This is a genomic window from Micromonospora sp. DT227 (genome assembly GCF_049841835.1).
In the GTDB taxonomy this organism is placed as follows: domain Bacteria; phylum Actinomycetota; class Actinomycetes; order Mycobacteriales; family Micromonosporaceae; genus Micromonospora.
On record NZ_JBNCLA010000001.1, the window covers coordinates 922,919 to 947,669 of the forward strand.

The following is a 24,751-nucleotide window of genomic DNA, read 5'->3' on the forward strand; positions in this document are numbered from 1 at the left end:
AGCAGAGCATCGTTAGATTGCCTAGCAGTGCTAGGGTTGCGGTCATGTCCATCCAGGCGCGCCGAGAGCGGGAGCGGGCGGAGCGCGAGCGGGCCATCGTCGCCGCCGCCCGGGAACTGGCCGAGTCGGAGGGCTGGGACGCGGTCACCACCCGCCGGCTCGCCGCCGAGATCGAGTACAGCCAGCCCGTCCTCTACAGCCACTTCACGGGCAAGGACGCCATCATGGCGGCGGTCGCCGTGGAAGGCTGCGGCGAGATGGCCGCCGAACTCGCCGCCGCCCGCGCCGCCGCGGCCGACCCCCGGCAGGCGGTGGCCGGCATCGCTACGGCGTACGCCGCATTCGCCGAACGTCGGCCCGCGCTCTACGACGCGATCTTCAGGCTCCCCGTCGCCCTCTCCTTCGCCAGCCAGGATGCCCCGGTCGAGCTGGCCAGAGCCTTCGCCGAGCTGGCCGAAACCCTGCGTCCGTTCGCCGGTGGCGACGACCTGGAGACCTTCACCGAGACGTTCTGGAGCGGGCTGCACGGCCTGGTCACGTTGATGCGCGACGGTCGGCTGCGGCGGGCCGAACACGAACGTCGGCTGGCGCTCCTGGTAGACCGGTTCGCCCCGCTAGGCTGAGCCGGCCGCCCGGGAGGAGCACATCCGATGGCCACCCACGCACCCGCACCCGCTTCCGTCGCCACCGACGAGCCGCTGCTCAGCTACCTCGACGACGCCACCGGCGAACGCACCGACCTGACCGCGTCGCAGCTCGGCGCGTGGGTCGCCCGCAGCGCCGGGCTGCTGCGGGACGGCTGTGGGCTGCGCCCCGGTGACCGGGTGGCGGTGCTGCTGCCGCCGCACTGGCGTACCGCGGCGGTGCTGCTCGGCGCGTGGTCGGTCGGGCTGACGGTGTCCTTCCGGCCCCGGGCGCTGGCCGGGTTGCCGGCGCTGGAGCCGGGCGCGGACCGGCCCTTCGACGCGGTGTTCGTGACCCCGGAGCGCCTGGACGACTGGCTGGAGGACTTGCCCGAGGGGACCCACCGCTACCTCGTCGGCGTCCGTCCCGGCCCGGCCGACGAGGTGCCGCCGGGCTGGCTGGACTGGTCGACCGAGGTGCTGCGGCACCCCGCCGACCCGCCGGACTACACGGCCGTGGACCCGGCCGACCCGGCCACCCCGGACGGCACCAGCTTCGGCGCGTGGCGGCGGCTGGCCGCGGAGATCGCCGCCCAGCTCGACCTGCGCCCCGGCGACCGCCTCCTGGTCGACCCGGTCGAACACGAACAGCCCTTGAAGTGGCTGCTCGCCCCGCTCGCCGCCCGCGCCACCCTCGTGATCCACGCCAACCCCACCCACCCCGCCCCACCCCACACCCGCCGCCTCTGACCCCGCCCCCACGCCCTCCCTCCCGTCCCTCCCGCGCCCTCGCGCGGATCTTGCAGTTGTGGTCCGGGAAATGCCGTTTTCGTGGCTTCCGCCGGGGCGTAAACTGCAAGATCAACGCTGTCGGGAGGGGTGCATGGTGGTGCGGGGGGACGGGCTGGTCTGGCGGGCTTATGGGGAGAGTGACCTCGCCGCGTTGACCGGGCTGGTCGAGGCGTGCCTCGCTGTCGACGGCGGGTTGCCGCTGTTCGCGCGTACTCCGCTGGTGCGGGCGCGGCTGCTTCAGACGCGTACCCTCGGCGCCTGGCACGACGGCGGCCCGGTCGCGGCCGTCGGGGTCGGCACCGGACGGACGCCGGCCACCGCCACCGGCCTGGTGCATCCGGCGTGGCGGGGGCGGGGGATCGGCTCCCGGCTGCTGGACTGGGCCGGCGAGCAGGCCGGCGACGCGGGTCTGCTGCTCACCACCGAGACGTGGACCGCCGACGCGGAGGCGCTGTTCGACGCGCGCGGACTGCGGCGGACGTTCCTGGAACGGGTGCTGCGGCACGACCTCGACGCGCCGCCCGACGTGGTCGCGCCGGACGGCGTCACGCTGGAGCCGGCCACGCTCGGCCCGGAGCTGTTCGGCATCTACCGCGTGTCGTTCGCCGACCGGCCCGGCTTTGTCGAGCCGGCGGTCGAGGAGTGGCTGGGTGACCTGCGCGACGACGAGGGCTACCGACCGGAGCTGTCGATGGTCGCGCGTGGGCCGGACGGCGGCGCGGTCGGCTTCGTCACCGTGCTCGACACCTGGATCGACCAGGTCGGCGTGGTGCCCGGCTGGCGCGGCCGGCGGGTCGGCGCGTACCTGGTGGCTCGCGTGCTGCGCGGGCTCGCCGAGGCGGGCGCGGACGCCGCGTGGCTCTGCGTCAACGACGACAACCCGGCGGCCGGGCTTTACCGCCGGCTCGGCTTCCGCGAGGCTGGCCGTCGCGCCCGCTACCTGCGCCGATGACAGACGACCCGACGTGGACGGTGTGAATTGTCGACGACGTCAACGAACGGCAAGTGGGCGAGCGGTCTGCTGGGCGTGTTGGTGGGCCGCCCCGGTCGGGGCGTCTTTGTTGCCGTGTACCCACGTCGCTGCCGGCTGAGACGGTCGTGATGGATCGGTTCTGACCGCGTGCGGGGCCGAGTTGTGGGCATTCCGCTGCCCTATGCTCGTCGAGTGAAGGCGGTAGCAGCACAGACGCGGCAGCTTGTGTCAGGCGAGACGGTGCCGTTCCTGACGGCCATCCCTGCGGAGTCGGTCGAACACGGCGAGGTATTCACCCGTCGTTGGGTTGTCGAGTTGATCCTCGACCTTGCTGGGTACACCGCCGACCGTGATCTTGCTGAGCTGGTGGCGGTCGAGCCGGCGTGTGGCGGCGGCGCCTTCCTGGCGGTGATGGCGTCCCGCCTCAGCGCCTCGTGCCGTAAGCACGACCGACCGCTCCTCGACGCCAAGTCAGCTCTGCGCGCCTTCGACCTGCTCGCCCCGAACGTGGCTACCAGTAGGGCGCTCATCCGGAACGTGCTGGTTGATGAGGGTTGGTCGCTTCCCGAAGCGCGCGAGGCGACAACGGCGTGGGTGCGCCAAGGTGACTTTCTGCTCGACCCGCATGTGCCGACTGGGGTCGACTTCGTCGTAGGTAATCCGCCCTACGTCCGTCTTGAGGATGTGCCTCCGGACCGCATGCAGGCCTACCGAGCAGCCTGCCCCACCATGACGGGTCGGTCGGATCTCTACGTCGGCTTCTACGAACGCGCGCTGCGATCCCTGCGCGTAGGAGGAGTCCTCGCGTTCATCTGTGCGGACCGTTGGATGCGCAACCAGTACGGGCGTCAGTTGCGAGAGTTCGTCGCCGCGGGTTACAGCGTCGACGCCACCATCAGCATGCATGATGTCGATGCGTTCGAGGAGCAGGTGTCGGCGTATCCGGCCGTCACTGTGCTGCGCCGAGCCCAGCAGGGTGCCGCCATGGTCGCGGATACGCGACGAGGCTTCGGGCCACAGGACGCACCAGAACTGGTGGAGTTGATCCACGCTACGGAACAGCGGACCGCGGCGAACGGCAGTTTCGAGGTGGCCCGGTTGCCCCACTGGTTTCCCGGGGGCGAGTCCTGGCCGGCTGGCTCACCATCGAGGATCGCGCTGATCGAGACATTGAACGACCGGTTCCCCCCGCTGGAGGATCAGAGCACCGGAACTCGGGTCGGCATCGGTGTGGCGACGGGCGCTGACAAGGTCTTTGTCACCACGCATGCCGACGTCGAGCCACGGCGACTGCTGCCGTTGTCCATGGTCAAGGACACTACTTCGGGGACTTTTTCCTGGTCGGGTCACTATCTGGTGAACCCTTGGGACGCGGAGGGCGCCCTCGTCGACTTGGCTTCGCTGCCGCGACTGCGGGAGTACTACCAACGGCACGCGGCGGCCCTCAAAGGCCGACACGTGGCGGGCAGGCGGCCGGCGCAATGGTACCGGACCATCGACAAGGTCGATCATTCTCTGATCAATCGACCAAAGCTGCTTTTTCCGGACATGAAGACCGTGATCCACCCGGTGCTGGATGAGGGCGGCTTCTATCCTCACCACAACCTGTACTACATCGTCTCCGACGTCTGGGATCTGCGGGTACTGGGCGGGTTGTTGTTGTCAGGCGTGGCACAGGCCTTTGTGGAGGCTTATGCGGTTAAGATGCGAGGAGGCACCCTTCGCTTCCAGGCCCAGTACCTGCGTCGGATCCGTGTACCCAGGCCCGAGAACGTCTCGGCCGCTGACTGTGCCGCGCTTGCCGCCGCCTTTGACGAACGGGATTCACGAGCGGCGACGAAGGTTGCGCTTCGTGTGTACGGAATCGAGGCGATGGGGGAGTAGCCGGTGGATCAGCGCTCATGGGAAGCGGCGGTACGTAGCTCCTGGGACATCCGGGAGTCACAGGCTGCGAAAAAGTTGCTGGGTGGCAAGACCGATACCGGTGGGCGAGGCGCGGTCACCGGCGGTGCTCACCTCGACGCGCTGACCACATTGCTTGCCCAGGTGTTCCTCGATGCTGGATTCCCACGCGATGCCGTTCGCTCCAAGTCCAAGGTCGAGTTACCTGGCTACTTCCGGCCGACGAAGAAGTGGGACCTGGTGGTGCTTCACGAAGGTGAACTGGTCGCCGCCATCGAGTTGAAGTCCCACGTCGGTCCGTCCTTCGGCAACAACTTCAACAACCGGAACGAAGAGGCGATCGGCAGCGCGGTCGACCTGCGGCGGGCCTACGATCACGGACTGCTCGGTCGGCTGCGGCCTTGGCTGGGATATGTATTGCTCGTGGAAGAGGCGCCAGCCTCCCTCCGCCCGGGCATGCCGAGGAGCGGCACCTTTCCGATCGACCCCGCTTTTACCAAGACTTCATACGTCGATCGCTACGCGATTCTGTGCAAGCGGCTGCGCAGCGCCGGCCTCTATGACGCAACCTGTCTCGTCACCTCCTCTCGCGAGGCCGATGCTCCGGTCCGGCAGCCCGATCTTGAGGTTGGTTTCCCCGCATTCGTCGGTGCCATCATGGATCGGACTGAGGAGTTCGGCGTCGTGCAGCCCAAGCGAAACTAAACTCGCGGGTGATGTGCGAATCCCGTCCCGGACCTTTCCGCTTCACCTACCGCGTCACGTGGTCGGCCGAGGACCATGAGTTCGTCGCCACCTGCGCCGAGTTCCTGTCCCTCTCGTGGCTGGACGCCGACGAGATCGAGGCGCTGCGAGGGCTCCAGGATCTCCTGCGTGGGGTGATCGCCGACATGGCGCACCAGGACGAGCAGGTCCGTTGAGTCGTTTCCGCTCTCAGCTCGAAAGGGTCGGGAGGCAGTACCGCCTCGGGCGGGCGAGGGCTGTTGCGGAGGCCGCTGACGTGGTCTTATGTCGGAACGACGACGTCATCGACCCGCAGCTTTGACAACCCCGCGTCGGTTCCGTGTTCCTTTCCTGCCTCTCGAAAGGTGCAGCGATGCACAGGAGACCGACAATCCACCTGGCGGTGCTGGCCACGGCCGCCGCCACGTTCCTGACCGGCGGCGCGCACGCCACGGCCGCACCCGTGACCGCCTCCGCCCAGGTCGCCGCCTGCCAGCCGGGCGCCGACCAGCACAGCGCGGACCAGCACGGCGCCGCCCGGGTCCGCGAGGGCGCCACCGCCCAGGAGCCGGAGCTCTACTCGAAGAACGAGGCCAACGCGTACGGCGTGATCAAGGACGTGCCGCGCCTGGCCAACGGCAGCGTCACCGTGCCGACGGTCTTCCACATGATCTCCGACCACGAGCTGGGCGCGGCCGAGAAGGCCCGGTGGAACACGCTGATCGCGGCGCAGATGACCGTGCTCAACGACTCGTACGCCGGCCGCACCGCCGCCGACGCCTCGGACACGCCGTTCCGCTTCTCGCTCGTCGACACCACCTGGACCGTGAACAGCGCCTGGTACACGGTCGAGCCGGGCAAGAACGAGCGGGACATGAAGAAGGCGCTCTACACCGGCGACTCCCGCACGCTCAACGTCTACGCGGCGAACATCGGCGGCGGGCTGCTCGGCTGGGCGTACTTCCCGAAGGGCTACAACAACGGCCGCGACTACATCGACGGCGTGGTCATGCTCGACGAGTCGATGCCGGGCGGCACGGCCGGCAAGTACGCGCTCGGCGACACGCTCACCCACGAGGTGGGGCACTGGCTGATGCTGGAGCACACCTTCGCGCACGGCTGCTCCGCCTCCGGCGACTTCGTCGCCGACACGCCGCGTGAGGCGGCGCCGCAGTTCAACTGCCCGGTCGGCGCGGACACCTGCACCGCGCCCGGCCTCGACCCGATCCACAACTTCATGGACTACACGCAGGACTCCTGCATGGACATGTTCACCCCCGGCCAGGCCGACCGGATGAGCGACGCCTGGGTCGCGTTCCGCGCCAGCGGCCAGGGCTGACGCGCGGGAGGGGACGGCCACCTCGCACCTCGGCCGTCCCCTCCGTTGCCCGAATCAGCAGCTCGAATCAGCAGGTCGTGTTGCCCAGCGGCACCCAGCCGTCCAGCGACGGGTCCTCGGCGCCGTGGCCGTACACCCAGGCGTCGTTGTCCTCGGCCCAGCCCCCGTGCGCGCGGAACCCACGCCCGGCGGTCAGGGTACGCAGCACCATGCCGTGCGGCGCGGCCCGCAGCCAGGTGTTCTGCGTGAGGTTGCAGACGAAGCCGGGCGCGTCGCTAGCCGAGGCCGGCGTGGGCGCCACCGCCGCGCCGGCGAGGCCGACGGTGGCGACCGTCAGTGCGGAGAGAATACGGCGTTTCACTCGGGTCCCTTCCGGTGTTCCAGTGACGACCACGATTGTGCCACTGTGGACCGACAGCCGGGCCGACCCGATTCGCCCTACTCGACCGTCGGCAGTTTCGGGCCGAGCACGTCGTCGGCGTCCACGATCGTGTACGCGTACCCCTGCTCGGCCAGGAACCGCTGCCGGTGCGCGGCGTACTCGGTGTCGATGGTGTCCCGCGAGACCACGGTGTAGAAGTGCGCCTGCCGGCCGTCGGCCTTCGGGCGGAGCACCCGGCCCAGCCGTTGCGCCTCCTCCTGCCGCGACCCGAACGTGCCGGACACCTGGATCGCCACCGCCGCCTCCGGCAGGTCGATCGAGAAGTTGCCCACCTTCGAGATCACCAGGGTGCGGATCTCACCGGAGCGGAACGCGTCGAACAGCCGCTCACGTTCCTTGTTCGTGGTGGACCCCTGCACGATCGGCGCGTCCAGGTATTCCCCCAACTGGTGCAACTGGTCGAGGAAACCACCGATCACCAGCACCTGCTCCTGCGGGTGCCGCTCCACCAGCGCGCGGACCACCGGCAGCTTGGTGCGGGCGGTCGCCGCCATCCGGTAGCGCTCCTCCGCCTCCGCCGTCGCGTACGCCAGCCGCTCCGCGTCGGTGAGCGTCACCCGTACCTCGGTGCACTCCGCCGGCGCGATCCAGCCCTGCTGCTCGATGTCCTTCCACGGCGCGTCGTACCGCTTCGGGCCGATCAGGCTGAACACGTCGCCCTCCCGGCCGTCCTCGCGTACCAGCGTCGCGGTGAGGCCCAGCCGGCGGCGGGCCTGGAGGTCCGCCGTGAAGCGGAAGATCGGCGCGGGCAGCAGGTGCACCTCGTCGTAGACGACCAGGCCCCAGTCGCGGGCGCCGAACAGGTCCAGGTGGGTGAACGCGCCGCCGCGCCGCGAGGTGAGCACCTGGTACGTGGCGATGGTGACCGGACGGATCTCCTTGCGCTCGCCCGAGTACTCGCCGATCTCCTCCTCGGTCAGCGACGTGCGGGCGATCAGCTCCCGCTTCCACTGCCGGCCCGCCACCGTGTTCGTGACCAGGATCAGCGTGGTCGCCTTCGCCTCCGCCATCGCCGCGGCCCCGACCAGCGTCTTGCCGGCGCCGCAGGGCAGCACCACCACGCCCGACCCGCCGGCCCAGAACGCCTCCACCGCCTCCCGCTGGTACGACCGCAGCGTCCACGGCTTGCCGCCGTCGGAGCCGGACTCGGCCAGCTCGATCGGGTGCGCCTCGCCGTCCACGTACCCGGCCAGATCCTCCGCCGGCCAGCCGAGCTTGAGCAGCGCCTGCTTGAGCCGGCCCCGCTCGGACGGGTGCACCGCGATGGTGTCGTCGTCGAGTTTCGCGCCGAGCATGCCGGCGAGCTTCTTGCTCTTCGCCACCTCGATCAGCACCACCCGGTCCAGGGCGCGCAGCACCAACCCGTGCACCGGGTCGTTGGCGAGCTGGAGCCGGCCGTACCGGTCCATCGTCTCGGCCACGTCGACGAGCAGCCCGTGCGGCACCGGGTAGCGCGAATACTTGATCAGGGAGTCGACCACGCCCTCCGCGTCGTGACCGGCCGCCCGCGCGTTCCACAACCCCAGCGGGGTGAGCCGGTACGTGTGCACGTGCTCGGGGGAGCGCTCCAACTCGGCGAACGGCGCGATGGCCATCCGGCAGGCCTGCGCATCCGGGTGGTCGATCTCCAGCAGCAGTGTCTTGTCCGACTGCACGATCAGTGGTCCACCGCTCACGCCGCGTCCTCCTCGCCTGGCCCGGAAACCTGCCCGCACGGCGGCTGACCTGCCGCAGGCGGACCATCCAGTGTTGCACGCCGGGGAATGTCGGAAAAAAGTCTCGCTGGACAGGCAACGTCATACTCCTCTCACACGTCTAGCAAGCGGGACAACTGTCCAGGGAGGGCCCATGAAGCGTGTCCGGTTTCTCGCCCGGGTCGCCGGCCTGGCGGTGGTCGTGCTGGTCGGCGTCGGCGCGTGCGCGCTCGATCCGCAGACGGAGGGCGCCGGGGTCACCACCCCCGCGCCGGTCGGGCTGACGGAGGGAGCATCGGGGGCGAGCGCGCCGCCCACGCCCGAACGGTCGGCCACGTCCCCGTCGGCGCAGCCGAGCCGGACGGCCACGCCGAAACCCTCCCGGTCGCCGTCGGCGACCGCCTCCCCGAAACCCAAGCCGGAGCCGAGCCGGTCCGCCGGGTGCCCGCAGGGCGAGCACCAACGGGCTGTGGAGCGCTACCTGAGCCGGCTGGGCGGGTTCGGGACGCTGACCGTGGACGGCGCGCAGTCCGCCGCCGACTGCGTCGCGATCAAGAAGTTCCAGACCCGGTACGGCATCAGCCCGGCCTCCGGTCGCGCCGGCCCCACCACGTACGACGTGGCGAAGCGGCTCGCCGACACCGACGTGTCCCGCTGCCGGGCCGGCACCCGGCTCACGTTCTGCGTGGATCTGACCCGGCAGACCGTGTTTGCGATGCGCGGCGGCAAGGTGGTGCTGGGCCCGACCGTCACCCGCACCGGCATGTCCGGCTACGCCACGCCCGCCGGCACGTACTCGGTCGGCTGGAAGAACCTGCGCGAGTGGTCCAACCCGTACGAGGTGTGGCTGCCGTACTGGCAACAGTTCAACGGCGGCATCGGCTTCCACGAGACCACCACCTACCTGCACAACGGCGCGATCGGCTCGCACGGCTGCGTCAACCTGCTGCACCGCGACGCGGTCCGCCTCTGGGAGCTGGGCTCGGTCGGCACCCGGGTGGTGGTGTTCGGCCGCCGCCCGTGACCGGACCGTCCGGATCAGGGTTTTAACCCCTGTCCGCGCGGTTCGGTCGGTGCCACTCTGGAAGCCGGGTCCACCACGGGGCGGGGAGGGGCTGGCATGACCGTCGATCAGGACGTGCTTCCCGAGGACGAGCGGACGCCGCCGCAGGTCTCCACCGCGGTGCTGGTGGGCTACGCGACCGCCGCGGCGGGCGTGTTCGGTTGGTTCCTGTTCGGGCTGCTGGTGCAGCGGCAGGGCTTCGTCGACTCGGTCGGCGAGTCCGCCGGCGCGGCGTTCGCGCTGCTGCTGGCGATCTCGGTGATCGGCACGTTGCGCCGCAACGGGGAGTGACTCACTCCTCCAGCACGGCGGCCGTGATCCGGTGCAGCGCGAACGTGTGCAGCATCTCGGTGCGGTCGTCCTCGGCGCGCAGGTAGCCGGCACCGATCGAGACCGGTCGGACCAGCCGGGACGCGGTCGCCCCGTGCGCGTCGACGTAACCCACCCAGACCCGCGCCTTGTCCCGTACCGCCTGCTGGAGCACCGCCAACGCGTCGCCGTGCCCGGGCACCGCTGTCGGGCCGGTGACCGCCGGCCCGCCGCGGACCACCGCCGGGGCCCGCCGCGCCGCCCGGGCCGCGGCCTCGCCCCGGCGGATCTGCTCCACCACGCCCAGCAGGCGGGGCATCGGCAGCCTCGGGGTGGCCAGCGGGTCCACCGTCCGGCCGGTGAGCGGCGTCCGGGCCGGCGCCCGCCGGTTCTTCGGCCGGGACAGCACCGTCGCGCCGCTGGCGTCCTCGGGCACCGGCGCGTATCCCGCGTCGCGCAACGCGAGCAGCATCCGGTTGACCTGGTACGGGGTGACCAGCACGGTCGGCGCCAGCCGGCGGAACGCCAGCGACTCCAGCCGCCGGTCCGCCTGCACCTCGGTGAGCAGCGCCTCGTCGTCGCTGCGCACGTAGCCCCCGGCCGAACCGACCCGCAGCCCGCCGTGCTTACGGGCCACGTCGTCCACCAGGTAGGTCAGCCCCTGCGGCACCGGGGTACGCGACCGGCGGCGGAACAGCGCGTGCAGGTCGTCGGCGGTGTACCCGGCGTCCAGGGCCCGTCGGATGCTGGCCGTGGTCACCCGGTGCACGCTCGCGCCGCCCGCCGACTCGTGCTCGGCCACCACGTCCAGCTCGGCGGCGAGCGCCGGGTCGGGCGGGCCGGGCACCACCACGCTCAGGTCGGCCTGCACGAGGAAGTGGTCGACCGGGGCGGGCAGCAGCCCGTCCAGCGCGCGTACCGCCGTCGACGGGTCGCCCGACTCGGCGTCGGAGCGCAGCCCCAGCGGGTCGTCACCGCGCTCGTCGGCGTCGGCCAGCTCGGCCAGCAGCAGCCGCCCGTACGAGGTGAGCGCGCCCAGCCCGGTCACCCCGAGCCGGGCCGCCTCGGCCAGCACGTCGCGGTGCGCCGTCTCCCGTCCCCGGGCCCGCCGGGGCGCCCGCCACTCCAGCAACGCCAGCACCTCGTCCGGTGTCGGCGCGGTGGCCGCCGGCAGGTCGGCCAGCACGGCGAGCACCGCGCGGCGGGCGGCCGGGGCCCCGGCGCGTTCCGCCTCCGGCGAGAGCACCGAGATCGGCCGGTCCCGGTCGTCCCGCTGACCGACGAGGCCCACCTGCCGGGTCATCGCCAGCCACGCCCGGGCGAGCTGCTCCCAGCGCTGGGCGAGCGACGCCGCGCGCCACACCTCGTACCCGCCGGTGGGCGCGATCTGCTGGTCGCCGCCGTACCGGGTGGTGGCCGCGCCGGTCAGCTCCAGCTCACCGGTCAGCCCTGCCGCGTACGCCACCTCGAAGATCAGCGCGGTGGTCGGCTCGTCCAGCCCGAGGAGCCGGGCGAGCCGGCGCAGGTCGCGTACGCCGACGCCGCCGGACCGCAGCACCGGGGCGGGCTCGACGACAAGCGCCTCCAGCAGCGCCTCGGTGTGCCGGACCACCTCCATGGTCTGCCCGGCCCCGGCCGAGTCGACGGCCTTGGTCTCCCGGGGCGGGGCGGACACCTCGGGCGGGCTGGTGCGCAGCGGGCCGAGCGGACCGGTGTCGCGGCGCAGCACCAGCCCCACCTCCCGGGGCAGCTCGACCGTGCCGTGGGGACCGCCGGACATCCGCACCAGCAGGTGGTGCTCGACCAGCCAGCGGATCGGGGAGCCGGTGGGCGCGCCGCCGTTGACCAGGTCGGGTGGGAGCACGTCCTCGCCGCCGGTGGCGGGGGCCTCCAGCGCGCCCGGCGCCACGGTGCCGACCGGCGGGCCCGCGGCGAGCCGGTCCAGGACCGCCCGGGCCGACGGCGGCGCGGCGAGCAGCGCCCGCCGCAGCTTCGCCGGGTCCGCGCAGAGGGCCGCCGCGCGCGCGTCCAGCTCCGCCGCCGGGCGGCCCAGCCCCGCCGGGTACGGGGACACCTCGTCGACGCCGCCGACCACGGTCAGGTCGTGCTCGGGGCCGTACAGCAGGAACCGCGCCCGGAGCCGGTCGACGGCGGCCCGGACCGCGGTCGGGGCGGGCGGGTGCGGCCCGGCGGTGGCCGTGGCGAGGATCTGGTCGGTGGAGGTGGCGCCGTCGGGGCCCCGGGTGAGCCGGGCGGCGTCGAGGATCTGGAGGGTGAACTGGTCCAGCCCGTCGAGCGCCCGGGCCACGGAGACCCGGGACTGGGCGCGCAGGGCGAGAGCGGACACGTCCGCCGGCACCGGCACGACGAGGTCCGGCCGCAGTTGGAGCAGGGCGGCCAGCGACTCGTCGGGGAGGGCCCGCAGATGGTCGGCGAGTGAGGTGGTCATCGTCGTACCACGCTAGCCCGCTGGGTACGTTCTCGGCATGTCTCCGCTGATGGTCGGCTTCGACCTCGACATGACCCTGGTCGACTCCCGTCCCGGGATCGCCGCCGCGTACCGGGCCCTGACCGAGCGCACCGGCGTGCCGGTGGACGTGGAACTGGCGGTGTCCCGGCTGGGCCCGCCGCTGCGTACCGAGCTGGCGCACTGGTTTCCGCCGGAGCGGATCGAGGAGGCGGTGACGCTCTACCGCGAGCTGTATCCCGCGTACGCGATCACGCCGACGGTGCCGATGCCGGGTGCGGAGGCCGCGGTGCGCGCGGTGCACGAGCGCGGAGGGCGGGTGATGGTGGTGACCTCGAAGATCGGCCGGTTGGCGAAACTGCACCTGGACCACCTCGACCTGGCCGTCGACGAGCTGGCCGGCGACCTGTTCGCGGAGCAGAAGGCGACCGCGCTGCGGGAGCACGGCGCGACGCTCTACGTGGGTGACCACGTGGCCGACATGGCGGCCGCACGAGCAGCGGGAATCCCAGGCGTGGGAGTGGCAACGGGCCCCTGCTCGGCGGCCGAGTTGAGCGCGGCCGGGGCCGAACTGGTGCTTGATGATCTCGGCGAATTCCCAGCGGCGGTGGACCGGATCATCGGGCTAGCCTTGGAGGGGTAGACGGTTCGAGTGGAGCGGGGTTCGACAGGTGCCGACGGGTCGAGTGAAGTGGTACGACGCGGCCAAGGGATACGGGTTCGTCACCAGTGACGAGGGTGGCGACGTGTTCCTGCCCAAGGGCGCGCTACCGGCGGGTGTCGCCGACCTGAAGGGTGGCCAGCGGGTCGATTTCAGCGTGGTGGACAGCCGACGGGGCGCCCAGGCCATGGGCGTGAAGCTGCTGGAGGCGCCGCCGTCCGTGGCGGAGCTGCGTCGCCGGCCGGCCGAGGAACTGCACGGCCTGGTCGAAGACATGATCAAGGTGCTGGAGGCGAAGGTCCAGCCGGACCTGCGCCGAGGGCGTTTCCCGGATCGCAAGGCCGCGCAGAAGATCGCTCAGCTGGTCCACGCGGTGGCGCGGGAGCTGGAGGTCTGAGGGACGAGCCCGGCGTCGGCGGCCCGGCCCAGCAGCGCCTCCACGGCGGCGAAGCCGGCCTCACCCAGGTCGGCGGTGAACTCGTTGACGTAGAGGCCGATGTGCCGGTCCACCACGTCGGGCTCCATCTCCTGCGCGTGCGCGAGGACGTACCCGCGGCTGGCCTCCGGGTCCGCCCAGGCCTGCCGCACCGACTCGCGGACCCAGGCGGCGGCCTCGACCGGGTCGACCGCGCCACGCCGGGCCAGGATCGCGCCGAGCGGGATCGGCAGCCCGGTGTCGCCCTCCCACCATTCGCCCAGGTCGACAAGCGCGGTCAGCCCGTGGCGCGGGTAGGTGAAGCGGGCCTCGTGGATCACCAGGCCGGCGTCGTACCGGCCGGCCGCCACGCCCGGCATGATCTCGTGGAACGGCACCACCTCGATCCGCTTGGGCGTCTGCCCGGCGGCCCAGAGCCGGAACAGCAGGTACGCCGTGGTCCGCTCGCCGGGCACCGCCACCGTCGCGCCGGACAGGTCGGCCCGGTCGCCCCGGGTGAGCACCAGCGGGCCGCAGCCCCGGCCCAGCGCGCCGCCGCAGGGCAGCAGGTGGTAGTCGTCGAGCAGCCACGGCAGCGCCGCGTAGCTCACCTTCACCAGGTCGAACGCCCCCCGCTCGGCGGCCGTGTTGGTGACGTCCACGTCCGCGTAGGTCACCTCGACCGGCGGCGCACCGGCCACCCGGCCGTGCACCAGCGCGTCGAAGACGAACGTGTCGTTCGGGCAGGGAGAGATCGCCAGGGAGAGCGCCATGCCCCCACCGTAACGCCGCCCGCGATGCCGCCCGCCGGGCCGGCCCGGCCGGTGTGACCGAGGCGGCTCGCTCGCTCCCGGGGATGACGGAGGTGGTGTTCGTCGGTCCCTGCGAACTTGATGGCGCGGACGGGTCGGCCATCGGGGCGGCGCGTCTGACCCATCTGTGCCATCAAGTTCGCAGGGCATCGGGAGGACCACCTCATCCCCAGCGGGGCGACTTTTCCACAGGGTTGTCCACAGGAGGATGCGGCGGGGTGGCGGCCGGCGCGGTGACGGCCCGAGCATGGCGTGGTGACCGACGCCGACCCGCCCGCCGACCTATCCGCCGAGCCGCTGACGACCGATCTGGGTGCGACGCTGCGGGCGGTGCGCCGGGCGGCCGACCTCAGCCAACGTGAGCTCGCCGCGCGGTCGGGAGTGCCGCAGACGACCGTCGCCCGCATCGAGTGCGGGCAGTCGGCGCGGCCGAGCTTCCACACCGTCGAGCGGCTGGTCACGGCGGCGGGTGGGCGGGTCACCCTGGTGCTGCCGCCCGGCGAGGGGCACGGGCCGCCCTCGGCGGCGCCGGAGGAGCTGCGCGACGCGGCGGGGCGGCGCTGCCCGGCGCACCTCGACGCCCGGGAGGTGCGCGAGCCGAAGGACTGGCCGGGAGCCTGGTGGGCGCACTTCCCGGGTCTGTCGGGTTACGCGTCGGCCCTGCCGGCCGTGACGTACCGCCTCGACCGCGAGCGCCGGGACCACGACCGGGCCCGGGCCCGGGTACGCCGGGCGTGTCGGATCCGGCGGCACGCCGACCCGACGTCCCCGGCGACGTCCTGGCGATTCGTCGCCGAGTTGCCGGACGGCGAGTTGGTCGGTGAACTGCGCGCACACGAGCGCAGCGACGAACTGCTCCTCGGCTACCGGTTGCCGGGTCCACGCCACCTCGTGCTGGACGAGGTGCTCGTCGCGCCGGCGTACCGGCTGCTCGGTGTCGGCCGGCGGCTGGTGGCGGCGCTGACCACGGAGATGGCGCGGTGCGGGGTGTCGTCGGCGCATGCCGTCACCGACGGGACCGGAGCCTGCCTGCTGCGCGACTGTGGCTTCCGGGTCGAGTCGAGGGACGCGGCGGTGATGCGGCTCGACCTCACGGCTGACGCAGCGCCGCGGCTGCGGAGGTGAGGGCGGCGAACGCCTCGCGCATGCGCCACGCGCCACGGTCGCGGGGGCCGATCGGGTTCGAGATGGTCCGCAGCTCGGCGAAGGGGACCCCGGCGTGGGCGGCGGCCACGGCGACGCCGTACCCCTCCATGGCCTCGGCCACGGCGTCCGGGTGCCGGTCGGTGAGCGTGGCGGTGCTGGCGGCGGTGCCGGTCACGGTGCTGACCGTGAGCACGGCGCCGACGGTGGCCGCGGGCAGCGCGGCGCGCAGCGCGTCCAGCAGGGCCGGGTCGGCGGGCACGGTCCGGCCGCCGCCCAGCAGCTCAGGTGCCATGCCCAGCTCCTCGACCGGGATGAAGCCGGCCGGCGACTCGGCACCGAGGTCGGCGGCGACGCTGCGGTCGGCCAGCACGGTGCCGCCGACCGCGACCCGGCCGACGAAGCCGCCGGCGATGCCGGCGCTGACCACCGCCCGGTACGGCCGGCCGGCCGCCTCGGCCAGCGCCAGCAGGCGCGCGGTGGCGGCGCCGGCGACGGCCGGGCCGACGCCGATCGGTCGTACCGTCACGGTCGGGTCGGTGAGGCCGGCGCGGACCGCCTCGGCCTCGGCGGGCACCGCCGTGACCACCAGCAGACCGGTCACGCCACCGGCCCCCGGGGATCGCGCCGGTTCTCGTCCTCCGCCGCCGCCCCGACCCCGCCGACCGACGAGGAGGGGCGGTAGATGTGGAAGCCGGGCGGAGCGAGCGCATCGTCGTCCGGCGGGGGGATGTCGACCCGCTGCGGCGCCGGCGAGGTGGGTGCCGGGTCGTCGAACGAGGTGACCGGCGGCGTCGCCCGACCGCTGATCACCTCGTCGTCGCCGAGCGGGCGGCCGCTGATTACCTCGTCGTCGCCGAGTGGGCGGCCGACCAGGTGTTCGCCGCGCAGCCGGCCGGCGATCAGCACACCGCGTACGGCCACGAGCGCGGCCACGCCGGCGGCTACCGCCACCCCGATCAGGCCGGTGAACGGCACCAGCCCCAGCCCGCCGCCGGCCACGAACGCGAGCATCAGCGCGGTCTCCGAGTGCGCGAAGGAACTGGCCCGCAGCCGCTCCGGGATGCGCTCCTGGATCGAGGCGTCCACCGCCAGCTTGGCGATCCCGCTCATCAGCGCCGCCACCAGGCAGAGCAGCGCCACCATGGGCAGCGAGAACTTGATCGCGGCGAGCAGCGCCACGCCGGCCACGACGATCGAGCCGCTGGACTGGATCGCGGTCGGCCGGTGGATGCGCAGCCGGGTGCCGAGCGCGGTGGCCAGGAACGTGCCCACCGCCAGCGCGCCGCCGACCAGGCCCAGCGCGGCCTGGGCGCCCAGTTCGCGGCCGAAGAAGTCGGTGGTCAGGTCACCGCCCTTGATCGCGAAGGCGAGGAAGAGCAGCAGGAAGCCGTAGATCCCGCGTAGCGCCGCGGCCCCGATCAACGTGGCGATCACCAGACGGCCGGCGGGGCGACCCCGGCCCAGCGGGCGCTCGCCGTCACGGCGGCGCATCGCCCGCAACGGGTGCGGCATCCGCTCCGGCGGCTCCGAGTCGGCCTTGGGCGGCAGCCGGAGCGAGACGACCATGCCGATCAGGAAGATCACCGTGGCGACCCGGAGCGGCCACTGCGGCCCGAACCAGAACGCGGCCAACCCGATCGGGGCGACCAGCGCGCCGGCCACCGTGCCGTAGACGCTGGCTCGCGCGCCGACCTGGGACAACCCCAACCCGTCGGGGAGCAGCCGGGGCACCGCCGCCGAACGGGCCACCCCGTAGGCGCGGCTGAGGGCGAGCACTCCGAAGGCCGCCGGGTAGAGCCCGAGCCCGCCCATGTAGTCGGAGATCAGCCAGGCCAGGAACGCCCGGCCGAGCATGGTGGTGGCCAGCGCGTACCGCCGGCCGTGGCGGAAGTGGTCGAGCAGCGGGCCGACCACCGGTGCGAGCATGGCGAACGGGACCATGGTCACCAGCAGGTAGAGCGCGACCTTGTTGCGCGCCTCGCCCAGCGGCACGTCGAAGAAGATCGTCCCGGCCAGGCCGATGGCGATCAGCGTGTCGCCGGCGCAGGAGAGCGCGTGCAGGTCGAACAGGCGGACCATGCCCACCTCGTTGCCGGCGCTGCGGGCCCGGGCGGTGCCGGCCCGGCGGGTCATCCAGCGCCCGCCGTGCAGCGAGCCCCGCAGCAACAGCCGGGTGGCGCGGATGCCGGTGCCCACGGTCCGCCCGAGGAAGGAGCGGCCGGAGCGGGAGGACAGCGCCATGTGTCCCATCCTGACCCATCTACTCCGTGCGTGCCGCATCACCCGGAGAGAACCCGCCGACGGGCATGGGGAACAATGGTGGAGTGACCAGGCCCGCCTCCGCCCGCGCCCCCCGGCTCGACCAGGTATGCGCCGCCGCCGTCGAGGTGGCCCGCGACGCCATCACCGAGGTGGAGCCGACCGACGTCGGTGACCACCTCCAGGCCGTCGCCGAGGGCGACCGGGTCGTCACCCACTACTTCGACTGCCGGATGGCCGGTTATCGCGGCTGGCGTTGGGCCGTCACGGTGACCCGGGTGCCGCGCAGCAAGCACATCACCATCTGCGAGACCGTGCTGCTGCCCGGCTCGGACGCGATGCTCGCCCCCGGCTGGCTGCCCTGGCAGGAGCGGCTCAAGCCGGGCGACCTGGGTCCGGGTGACCTGCTGCCCACCCCGGCCGACGACGAGCGGCTCGCCCCCGGGTACCTGCTCTCCGACGATCCGGCCGTGGAGGAGACCGCCTGGGAGCTGGGCCTCGGCCGGGCCCGGGTGCTGTCCCGGGAGGGGCGCGCGGACACCGCCCAGCGGTGGTACGACGGCGACCACGGGCCGGACGCCGCCATCTCGGCCGCCGCGCCGGCCGCCGCCCGCTGCGGCACCTGCGGCTTCTACCTGCCGCTGGCCGGCTCGCTGCGGCAGGCCTTCGGGGCGTGCGGCAACTTCTTCGCCCCGGACGACGGGCGGGTGGTGAGCGCCGACCACGGCTGCGGCGCGCACTCGGAGACGCTCGTCGACACCGCCGAGACGCCGGTCGCCGAGCTGCCCACCATCTACGACGACAGCGCGGTCGAGGCGATGCCGGTCGGCCGGGCCAGCGGTTCCGTGGAGGCGGCCGAGCCGGCGGAGCCGTACGCGCACTCCTGACCGGTCAGCGCTGACGCTCGGCGGCCGCCCGGCGGCGACGCCGGTTGGCGTCGTGCCGCATCATGGTGGCCAAACCGGGAAAGCCCCACAGAAAACCGGCAAGACAGGTCCAGAGCCAGTTCTGGTGGCCGTGCGCGGTGAGCCAGCCCCGGCAGAAGATCAGCAGCACCAGACCGGCCACCGCCCAGGCGATCAGCCCGGCGACGGCGAACGGCACCATCGGCGGGTCGAGCGGCTCCGGCCGCGGCTGTTGCTCCTGGGGCACCGGCCCAGCGTACGTGATCGTTCTTTCCTGTCCGCCGGGTGATCTGGCACGATGCGCGCGACAAAACCGGTTGATCGACAAGATGAGGACCCGATGGCCATTGCCCCGCCGGCGGACCACGGCACACCGCCCGATCCCGCGCACCCGCGCAACGCGTTCGACCGCTTCTTCGAGATCTCCGCCCGCCGGTCCACCACGGGTCGGGAGATCCGAGGTGGCTTCGCCACGTTCTTCACGATGGCGTACATCGTGGTGTTGAACCCGCTGATCCTCGGCGGCGCGGAGGACGCCGACGGGCGTACCCTCGCCATCCCGGCGCTGGCCGCGGCGACCGCGCTGGTCGCGGGCCTGATGACCATCCTGATGGGGGTGGTGGCCCGGTTCCCGATCGCGCTGGCCGCCGGGCTGGGCGTGAACGCGCTGGTGGCCTTCGAGATCGCGCCGCAGATGACCTGGGCGGACGCGATGGGTCTGGTGGTCATCGAGGGTGTGCTGATCGGCATCCTGGTGCTCACCGGGCTGCGTACCGCGGTGTTCCGTTCGGTGCCGACGCAGCTCAAGACCGCCATCGGGGTCGGCATCGGCCTGTTCCTGACCATCATCGGCCTGGTCGACGCCGGGTTCGTGCGGCGGGTCCCGGACGCCGCGAACACCACCGTGCCGGTCGGGCTGGGCATCAACGGCAAGATCGTCAGTTGGCCGATGCTGGTGTTCGTGGTCGGTCTGCTGGTGACCGTGGTGCTGGTCGTGCGGCGGGTGCGCGGCGCGATCCTGATCGGCATCCTGGCCTCCACCGTGCTGGCCGTCGTGGTCGAGGCGGTCGGCAACATCGGCCCGTCCTTCGTCGACGGCAAGCCGAACCCGAAGGGCTGGGCGCTGAACGTGCCCGAGCTGCCGAAGCAGGTGGTGGACCTGCCGGACCTGTCGCTGCTGGGCAACTTCAACGTGCTGGACTCGTGGACCCGGGTCGGCTGGCTGGTCCCGCTGATGTTCGTCTTCACGCTGCTGATCACGGACTTCTTCGACACCATGGGCACGATGGTCGCGATCGGCCAGGAGGGGGACATGCTCGACGAGCAGGGCACTCCGCCGCGCGCCAAGGAGATCCTGCTGGTCGACTCGATCGCCGCCGCCGCGGGTGGCGCGGCGTCGGTGTCGAGCAACACGTCGTACATCGAGAGTGCCGCAGGTGTCGGTGAGGGCGCCCGGACCGGCGTGGCCAACCTGGTCACCGGCGGCCTGTTCCTGCTGGCCATGTTCCTCGCGCCGCTGTCGGCGATCGTGCCGTTCGAGGCCGCGTCGACCGCGCTGGTGGTGGTCGGCTTCCTGATGATGACGGCGGTCCGGACCATCGACTGGACCGACTACGAGATCGCGATCCCGGCGTTCCTCACCATCGTGCTGATGCCGTTCACCTATTCCATCTCGAACGGCATCGGGGCCGGCGTGATCAGCTACGTGCTGGTGAAGCTGGCGAAGGGCAAGGCCCGGGAGGTCCACCCCCTGCTGTACGGCGTGGCCGCCCTGTTCATCCTCTACTTCCTGCGCGGGCCGATCGAGTCCGTGCTGCTCTGACGCTGGTGAGCCTGGTCATAACGGACGTCGTTAGCCAGGCTCATTAGTTAAGCTAACGAGTGTGACGGAGCGGACGGTGACGGCGAAACGCGTGCCACCGGCGCAGCTGGCCCCCCAGCTGCGTGATGCGATCACCCGACTCAACCGGCGGGTCCGACAGGCCCGACCGGTCGGCGACCTCACGGTCACCCAGCTGTCGGCGCTCACCAGCCTCAAGCTGGCGGGCGCCCTCACGCCACGGGAACTGGCCGACGTCGAACGGGTGCAGCCGCCGACGATGACGAAGATCGTCGCGAAGTTGGAGGAGCGCGGCCTCGTGCAGCGCACCCCCCATCCGACCGACGGACGGCAGGTCATCCTGGCGGCGACCGAGGGGGGACGGGCCGTGCTCGACCAGTTCGAGCGCGCCCGCAACGAGTGGCTGGCCAGCCGACTGGCCGCACTCACCGAGGAGGAACGCGACACGCTGCGGCGGGCCGCCGACATCCTCCAGGGCATCGCCCGCGGCTGACCCCGCGTTGCGCGGTCCGCTTCGTCAGTTGTCGATGAGGCGTACCTGACGCGAGGAGGCGCACCTAGAGTGCAGGCCAAGCTGAGCACGATGTTCCAGTCCCTACGAGTCCGCAACTACCGACTCTTCGCCACCGGGCAGCTGATCAAACTGATCGGCGTCTGGATGATGTTCATCGCCCAGGACTGGCTCGTCCTCGAGCTGAGCGACAACTCCGCCACCGCGCTCGGCGTGGTCACCGCGTTGCAGTTCACCCCCGTACTCCTGCTCACGCTGCTCTCCGGCCGCCTCGCCGACCGGTACGACAAGCGGATGCTGCTCTTCGTCGCCAACGCGTTCTGGACCGTGCTGGCGCTGGGGATGAGCATGCTGGTCGTCACCGGCGTGGTGCGGCTCTGGCACGTGTTCGCGTTCGCCGCGCTGCTCGGTGTCGCCAACGCGGTCGAGACCCCGGTGCGGCAGGCGTTCGTCTCCGAGCTGGTCGGCGTGACGCTGCTGCCGAACGCGCTCTCGCTCAACGCGGCCGTGTTCAACTCCGCCCGGATCGTCGGCCCCGCCGTCGCCGGCCTGGCCATCGCCGCGTTCGACGTCGGCCCGGTCTTCCTGGTCACCGCGCTCAGCTCCATCGCGCCGCTGGTCAACGTGGTCAAGATGCGCCCCGCCGAACTGCACCGCAAGGACCTGCCGCCGGCCGGCGAACGGGACCAGGCCCGAGTGGTGGACGGCCTGCGGTACGTGGCGCGCCGCCCCGACCTGCTGCTGCCGATGGTCGTCATGTCGGTGATCGGGATGAGCCTGTTCAACTTCCAGCTCACCCTCGCCGCGCTGGCCAAGACCGTGTTCCAGACCGGGGCCGCCTCGTTCGGCCTGTTCAGCACCGCGCTGGCGGTCGGCGCGCTGGTCGGCGCGCTCGCCGGCACCGGCCGGCGCAGCCGGCCCTCGGTCTGGCTGGTGCTGGGCGCCGCCATCGGCTGCGCCAGCTTCGGCACGCTGGTCGGGCTCGCCCCGGCGTACTGGATGGTGGTGACGCTGCTGCTGCCCACCGGGTTCTTCATGGTCTTCTTCGCCCAGGCCGCCAACCAGCGGGTGCAGCTCGGCGTCGACGCGTCCTTCCGGGGCCGGGTGATGGCGCTGTGGGTGCTGGTGTTCCTGGGCACCAACCCGGTCGGCGCGCCGATCATCGGGTGGACGGCCGAGACGTTCGGCGCCGGCGCGAGCATCTGGATCGGTGGCCTCATCTCGCTGGCCGCCGCGCTGCTGGCGCTCACCTGGCAACTGCGCCGCTCCGGCGCGCGCCTGCGGCTGCGGGTGCTGCCGATGCCGCGCTTCTACGTGGTGTCCCCCCGGGCCGAGTGAAAGGAGGGGCCCCCTCTTAACGCATTCTGCATAAAAGGGGGCCCCGCTTAACACCGCACAAATGCGTACCGCCGGGTTTCGGCAAACGGGTGGCGGGTGCGTCCGACAGGGCTTAGCGTCGATGTGTGGGATTGGGGCAGGGGCTGCTGCTGGCGCTGGCGATCCTCGCTGTCTGCTGCCTCCCTGCCGTGTTCGCGCTGGTCTTCTGCGCCGACGAGATCATCGACCGGTTCGCGTGCGGGTGGGCCGAATGGCGCGAGCAGCGCCGGGAGCGCCGCACCATCGCCCGGCTCGATCGCGCCATCGAGGCCGAGGCGCTGACCCGCGACATCGACCTGACCGAGTTCGAGCGGGAGGGCCGCCGCCCGCTGGAGCAGCTCGCCACCGATCTGCGCCGGCTCGGCGGCCACCGGCTCGCCGCCGCCGACCGCTCGGTGGTGTGGCACGGCGCGGTCATCGAGGCGTACGACGAGCGGCTGCGCGCCGCCTGCCACGCCCTCGGCATCGCCGAGCACCTGGCCGAGCTGAACGGCGTCGACCGGGAGATCGAACGCGTCCGGGTGGAGGGCCTGCTGCACGCCGCCGGTCTGACGCTGCCGGCCGCCCGCGCGGCGCACCACCAGCGGCACCGCTGACCGGGTGCGGCTCTTCGCGGCGGTCTACCCGCCCCCGGCGGCGGTCACCGACCTCACCGCCCGGGTCGTCGGGCTGCGCGTCGGCGTCGCGTCGGCCGCCGGCGTGCCCGTCCGGCTCGCCGACCCCGCCCACCTCCACCTCACGCTCGCCTTCCTCGGTGAGGTGCCGGACGACCGGCTGGTCGAGGTGACGAGCGCACTCGGTCTGGCCGCCGAGTCCTTCCGGGACGGTCGGGGCAGCGCACCGCGGCTGCGCCTGGGCGGTGGGGGCAGTTTCGGCCAGGGCCGCTCCACCGTGCTCTGGGTGGACGTGCGCGGCGAGACCGACGCGCTGGACGCGCTGGCCCGCCTGGTCCGTCACGCGTTGCGTCGGGCCGGACTGCCGCACGACGACAAGCCGTTCCGGCCCCACCTGACCATCGCCCGCCCCGGCGACCGCGTCGACGTGCGCGCCGACCGGGAGACGCTGCACGGGTACGCCGGCCCCGAGTGGCCCGCCGAGGAGTTGGTCCTGGTCCGCAGCCACCCGGGCGCCCGCACCCACCACACCCGCCTCGCCGCCTGGCCCCTGTGACCGCCGGGCCCGTCGAATGCCCGGCCTGTCACCGGTCGATCAGCAGGGCTCGCGGGGCCGGTGACCGCCGAGCCCGTCCAGTGCCCGACACGTCACCGGTCGATCAGGAGGACTCGCGGGCCGCCGGGCCGCTGCCGAAGAGGACATCGTCCCAGCTCGGCAGCCGCTTGCGTGGCTTGCCGCCGGCCTCACCGGACTCGGTGCCGGAGCCGCCGGACGCCGGCGGGTTGCCGGTGCGCCGAGGCCGCAGCACGGCCAACGACGGCACGGCGGGGATCTCCTTCGGCGCGTCCGAGTCGTCGTCGAACGCCGAACCCTGCCCGCCGCCGAGCAGCGCGGCGGCACCCCCGGCGACAGCCCGCTGGCGGGGCGCCTCCGAACCGGCAAGCGCGGCCGGGGAACGGGTGTCTAGACCGCGGCCGGACGTGCCGCCGAGCGGCCGGTCCAGCGAGGCGAGCAGCGCGTCCCGGCCGGCACGGATCGGGTCGCGCCCCGGACGGGCCTGCTCGACCCCGGACGGCAGGCCGTGCCCGCCCCGGCTCGGCTCGCCGCGCGACGGGCCGGGCAGCGCGTGGCCGCCCCGCTCGGGCGCCGGCTCCTGGCCGAGGATCGGCGTGGGCCGCTCGGCGCACAGGTACTGCGCCATGTCGTCGTGCGCGATGACGTTCTGCCGGGACTTGTCGAGATCCCACACCGCCTGGGCGGTGGCCTTGCCGGACGGCCAGGTGGCGATGATCCGCCAGGTGCCGTCGTCGCGGCGGTAGGCGTCCCAGGAGATCTTCTCGGTGTCGATGCCGTGCTGGGCCAGCCGGCCGTTGACCACCTCGGCCAGCGGGGTCGGCTTCTCAGCGCCCTTGAGCCGGGTGCGGCGGGCGTGCTGGGCGAGCATGGCCCGCTCCTGGAGCACCGGGCCGGCGTAGCGCAGCACGCGGTCGACCGGCACGCCGGCGATGCGGGCGACGTCCTCAGCGGACTCGCCGGAACGGATCCGGGCCTGGATGTCGCGCGGGGACAGCGACGGCGTGGGATCGGTGGAGGCCGGCACCACCGCGAGCGGGGTCGCGCCCGGCTCGGCGTGCAGCACCGAGGCCACGCGCTCGTCGATGGGGAGCGCAAGCAGGCGGCCCACCTCGTCGGTGAGCACCAGGGCCTGGCCGTCCTCGGAAAGGGCGACGAAGCGTACTGGGCGCATGGGCTTGCCTCCGTCCCGCTTCGCTGGCCGTCACGCCACGAGCCGGCCACCCGGGGCGTCCCCACCACCGTACGCTCATCTACCCGACGATGGGGACTGCGACACCCCGGCATGTCGCGACTGAGCTGCGGCGATG

26 protein-coding genes are annotated in these 24,751 nt (G+C 72.6%); 18 read left to right on the plus strand and 8 right to left on the minus strand.

Annotated features, from left to right (window positions below; genetic code table 11):
* The first annotated feature begins 44 nt into the window (after positions 1-44).
* The 7 genes from ACLQ2W_RS04535 (at position 45) to ACLQ2W_RS04565 (ending at position 6,352) form a co-directional block, all read left to right on the plus strand.
* Positions 45-623, plus strand: coding sequence for a TetR/AcrR family transcriptional regulator (locus tag ACLQ2W_RS04535; protein ID WP_425785331.1), 579 nt, complete (start codon positions 45-47; stop codon positions 621-623).
* A 27-nt stretch (positions 624-650) separates the two neighbouring features.
* Positions 651-1,373 (plus strand): TIGR03089 family protein, encoded by a 723-nt coding sequence (locus tag ACLQ2W_RS04540; protein ID WP_425785332.1) that lies wholly within the window; start codon positions 651-653, stop codon positions 1,371-1,373.
* Between the two features lie 133 nt (positions 1,374-1,506).
* Complete coding sequence (locus ACLQ2W_RS04545) at positions 1,507-2,367, plus strand: GNAT family N-acetyltransferase (protein WP_425785333.1); 861 nt, start codon at positions 1,507-1,509, stop codon at positions 2,365-2,367.
* Between the two features lie 213 nt (positions 2,368-2,580).
* A complete protein-coding gene (locus ACLQ2W_RS04550) occupies positions 2,581-4,272 on the plus strand; it encodes an Eco57I restriction-modification methylase domain-containing protein (RefSeq protein ID WP_425785334.1) in 1,692 nt (563 codons plus the stop codon).
* Positions 4,273-4,275: 3 nt separating this feature from the next.
* Entirely contained in the window at positions 4,276-4,995 is a 720-nt protein-coding gene (locus tag ACLQ2W_RS04555; protein WP_425785335.1) for a PaeR7I family type II restriction endonuclease, read from the plus strand.
* An 11-nt stretch (positions 4,996-5,006) separates the two neighbouring features.
* Positions 5,007-5,210 (plus strand): hypothetical protein, encoded by a 204-nt coding sequence (locus ACLQ2W_RS04560; protein ID WP_425785336.1) that lies wholly within the window; start codon positions 5,007-5,009, stop codon positions 5,208-5,210.
* A 176-nt stretch (positions 5,211-5,386) separates the two neighbouring features.
* Positions 5,387-6,352, plus strand: a complete 966-nt coding sequence (locus ACLQ2W_RS04565) for a zinc metalloprotease (RefSeq protein WP_425785337.1) — start codon at positions 5,387-5,389, stop codon at positions 6,350-6,352.
* A gap of 67 nt (positions 6,353-6,419) precedes the next feature.
* Here ACLQ2W_RS04565 and ACLQ2W_RS04570 read toward each other — a convergent pair whose 3' ends face one another.
* Positions 6,420-6,713, minus strand: coding sequence for a hypothetical protein (locus ACLQ2W_RS04570; RefSeq protein WP_425785338.1), 294 nt, complete (start codon positions 6,711-6,713; stop codon positions 6,420-6,422).
* Positions 6,714-6,790: 77 nt separating this feature from the next.
* On the minus strand, positions 6,791-8,470 hold the full coding sequence (locus ACLQ2W_RS04575; RefSeq protein WP_425785339.1) for a DNA repair helicase XPB: 1,680 nt from the start codon (positions 8,468-8,470) through the stop codon (positions 6,791-6,793).
* Between the two features lie 172 nt (positions 8,471-8,642).
* On the opposite strand from ACLQ2W_RS04575, the gene ACLQ2W_RS04580 reads away from it, so the two are divergent.
* Together ACLQ2W_RS04580 and ACLQ2W_RS04585 are read left to right on the plus strand one after the other, a co-directional pair.
* Entirely contained in the window at positions 8,643-9,512 is an 870-nt protein-coding gene (locus ACLQ2W_RS04580) for a L,D-transpeptidase family protein (protein WP_425785340.1), read from the plus strand.
* Between the two features lie 96 nt (positions 9,513-9,608).
* On the plus strand, positions 9,609-9,842 hold the full coding sequence (locus tag ACLQ2W_RS04585) for a hypothetical protein (protein WP_281942742.1): 234 nt from the start codon (positions 9,609-9,611) through the stop codon (positions 9,840-9,842).
* Between the two features lies 1 nt (position 9,843).
* On the opposite strand, the gene ACLQ2W_RS04590 is transcribed toward ACLQ2W_RS04585, so the two are convergent.
* Positions 9,844-12,309: a helicase-associated domain-containing protein gene (locus tag ACLQ2W_RS04590; RefSeq protein ID WP_425785341.1), complete on the minus strand. Its 2,466-nt coding sequence runs from the start codon at positions 12,307-12,309 to the stop codon at positions 9,844-9,846.
* 37 nt (positions 12,310-12,346) lie between these two features.
* Between ACLQ2W_RS04590 and ACLQ2W_RS04595 the strand changes: the two genes are divergently transcribed.
* Together ACLQ2W_RS04595 and ACLQ2W_RS04600 are read left to right on the plus strand one after the other, a co-directional pair.
* Positions 12,347-12,970 (plus strand): HAD family hydrolase, encoded by a 624-nt coding sequence (locus tag ACLQ2W_RS04595; protein WP_425785342.1) that lies wholly within the window; start codon positions 12,347-12,349, stop codon positions 12,968-12,970.
* Positions 12,971-12,998: 28 nt separating this feature from the next.
* Entirely contained in the window at positions 12,999-13,385 is a 387-nt protein-coding gene (locus ACLQ2W_RS04600; RefSeq protein WP_073826071.1) for a cold-shock protein, read from the plus strand.
* On the opposite strand, the gene ACLQ2W_RS04605 is transcribed toward ACLQ2W_RS04600, so the two are convergent.
* Positions 13,346-14,176, minus strand: coding sequence for a 1,4-dihydroxy-6-naphthoate synthase (locus tag ACLQ2W_RS04605; protein WP_425785343.1), 831 nt, complete (start codon positions 14,174-14,176; stop codon positions 13,346-13,348). The genes ACLQ2W_RS04600 and ACLQ2W_RS04605 overlap by 40 nt on opposite strands.
* 294 nt (positions 14,177-14,470) lie before the next feature.
* On the opposite strand from ACLQ2W_RS04605, the gene ACLQ2W_RS04610 reads away from it, so the two are divergent.
* The gene (locus ACLQ2W_RS04610; RefSeq protein WP_425785344.1) at positions 14,471-15,340 is read left to right on the plus strand and encodes a GNAT family N-acetyltransferase; all 870 of its coding nucleotides are present in this window, start codon (positions 14,471-14,473) and stop codon (positions 15,338-15,340) included.
* Here the strand turns inward: ACLQ2W_RS04610 and ACLQ2W_RS04615 are convergent.
* Positions 15,306-15,962: a futalosine hydrolase gene (locus ACLQ2W_RS04615; protein WP_425785345.1), complete on the minus strand. Its 657-nt coding sequence runs from the start codon at positions 15,960-15,962 to the stop codon at positions 15,306-15,308. The two genes, ACLQ2W_RS04610 and ACLQ2W_RS04615, sit on opposite strands and share 35 nt — an antisense overlap.
* Positions 15,959-17,602, minus strand: coding sequence for an MFS transporter (locus ACLQ2W_RS04620; RefSeq protein WP_425785346.1), 1,644 nt, complete (start codon positions 17,600-17,602; stop codon positions 15,959-15,961). Before ACLQ2W_RS04620 ends, ACLQ2W_RS04615 begins: the two co-directional genes overlap by 4 nt.
* Positions 17,603-17,667: 65 nt before the next feature.
* Between ACLQ2W_RS04620 and ACLQ2W_RS04625 the strand changes: the two genes are divergently transcribed.
* Positions 17,668-18,507, plus strand: coding sequence for a DUF3027 domain-containing protein (locus ACLQ2W_RS04625; RefSeq protein WP_425785347.1), 840 nt, complete (start codon positions 17,668-17,670; stop codon positions 18,505-18,507).
* A gap of 4 nt (positions 18,508-18,511) precedes the next feature.
* Here ACLQ2W_RS04625 and ACLQ2W_RS04630 read toward each other — a convergent pair whose 3' ends face one another.
* Positions 18,512-18,727 (minus strand): DUF2530 domain-containing protein, encoded by a 216-nt coding sequence (locus tag ACLQ2W_RS04630; protein WP_396856513.1) that lies wholly within the window; start codon positions 18,725-18,727, stop codon positions 18,512-18,514.
* Between the two features lie 138 nt (positions 18,728-18,865).
* Here ACLQ2W_RS04630 and ACLQ2W_RS04635 point away from each other — a divergent pair, with 138 nt between their 5' ends.
* From ACLQ2W_RS04635 to thpR, 5 genes are all read left to right on the plus strand, one after another.
* On the plus strand, positions 18,866-20,347 hold the full coding sequence (locus ACLQ2W_RS04635) for an NCS2 family permease (RefSeq protein ID WP_357294731.1): 1,482 nt from the start codon (positions 18,866-18,868) through the stop codon (positions 20,345-20,347).
* Positions 20,348-20,408: 61 nt separating this feature from the next.
* Entirely contained in the window at positions 20,409-20,858 is a 450-nt protein-coding gene (locus ACLQ2W_RS04640; RefSeq protein ID WP_281943423.1) for a MarR family winged helix-turn-helix transcriptional regulator, read from the plus strand.
* Between the two features lie 69 nt (positions 20,859-20,927).
* Positions 20,928-22,214: an MFS transporter gene (locus ACLQ2W_RS04645; protein ID WP_425785348.1), complete on the plus strand. Its 1,287-nt coding sequence runs from the start codon at positions 20,928-20,930 to the stop codon at positions 22,212-22,214.
* A gap of 125 nt (positions 22,215-22,339) precedes the next feature.
* Positions 22,340-22,849, plus strand: a complete 510-nt coding sequence (locus ACLQ2W_RS04650; RefSeq protein ID WP_405092166.1) for a hypothetical protein — start codon at positions 22,340-22,342, stop codon at positions 22,847-22,849.
* A 4-nt stretch (positions 22,850-22,853) separates the two neighbouring features.
* Positions 22,854-23,423 carry an RNA 2',3'-cyclic phosphodiesterase gene (gene thpR / locus ACLQ2W_RS04655; protein ID WP_425785349.1) on the plus strand — a complete coding sequence of 190 codons (570 nt, stop codon included), beginning with the start codon at positions 22,854-22,856 and terminating at the stop codon, positions 23,421-23,423.
* A 103-nt stretch (positions 23,424-23,526) separates the two neighbouring features.
* On the opposite strand, the gene sepH is transcribed toward thpR, so the two are convergent.
* Entirely contained in the window at positions 23,527-24,615 is a 1,089-nt protein-coding gene (gene sepH / locus ACLQ2W_RS04660; RefSeq protein ID WP_425785350.1) for a septation protein SepH, read from the minus strand.
* Positions 24,616-24,751 lie beyond the last annotated feature (136 nt).

Excerpts from the sequence above, each read along its gene's own strand:
- ACLQ2W_RS04540 (WP_425785332.1), top strand. The coding sequence starts at position 651 with ATGGCCACCCACGCACCCGCACCCGCTTCCGTCGCCACCGACGAGCCG.
- ACLQ2W_RS04620 (WP_425785346.1), bottom strand. The coding sequence starts at position 17,602 with ATGGCGCTGTCCTCCCGCTCCGGCCGCTCCTTCCTCGGGCGGACCGTG.
- ACLQ2W_RS04605 (WP_425785343.1), bottom strand. The coding sequence starts at position 14,176 with ATGGCGCTCTCCCTGGCGATCTCTCCCTGCCCGAACGACACGTTCGTC.
- ACLQ2W_RS04545 (WP_425785333.1), top strand. The coding sequence starts at position 1,507 with ATGGTGGTGCGGGGGGACGGGCTGGTCTGGCGGGCTTATGGGGAGAGT.
- ACLQ2W_RS04580 (WP_425785340.1), top strand. The coding sequence starts at position 8,643 with ATGAAGCGTGTCCGGTTTCTCGCCCGGGTCGCCGGCCTGGCGGTGGTC.
- ACLQ2W_RS04535 (WP_425785331.1), top strand. The coding sequence starts at position 45 with ATGTCCATCCAGGCGCGCCGAGAGCGGGAGCGGGCGGAGCGCGAGCGG.
- ACLQ2W_RS04565 (WP_425785337.1), top strand. The coding sequence starts at position 5,387 with ATGCACAGGAGACCGACAATCCACCTGGCGGTGCTGGCCACGGCCGCC.
- ACLQ2W_RS04595 (WP_425785342.1), top strand. The coding sequence starts at position 12,347 with ATGTCTCCGCTGATGGTCGGCTTCGACCTCGACATGACCCTGGTCGAC.
- ACLQ2W_RS04590 (WP_425785341.1), bottom strand. The coding sequence starts at position 12,309 with ATGACCACCTCACTCGCCGACCATCTGCGGGCCCTCCCCGACGAGTCG.
- ACLQ2W_RS04560 (WP_425785336.1), top strand. The coding sequence starts at position 5,007 with ATGTGCGAATCCCGTCCCGGACCTTTCCGCTTCACCTACCGCGTCACG.
- ACLQ2W_RS04635 (WP_357294731.1), top strand. The coding sequence starts at position 18,866 with ATGGCCATTGCCCCGCCGGCGGACCACGGCACACCGCCCGATCCCGCG.
- ACLQ2W_RS04585 (WP_281942742.1), top strand. The coding sequence starts at position 9,609 with ATGACCGTCGATCAGGACGTGCTTCCCGAGGACGAGCGGACGCCGCCG.
- ACLQ2W_RS04630 (WP_396856513.1), bottom strand. The coding sequence starts at position 18,727 with ATGGTGCCGTTCGCCGTCGCCGGGCTGATCGCCTGGGCGGTGGCCGGT.
- sepH (WP_425785350.1), bottom strand. The coding sequence starts at position 24,615 with ATGCGCCCAGTACGCTTCGTCGCCCTTTCCGAGGACGGCCAGGCCCTG.
- ACLQ2W_RS04625 (WP_425785347.1), top strand. The coding sequence starts at position 17,668 with ATGGGGAACAATGGTGGAGTGACCAGGCCCGCCTCCGCCCGCGCCCCC.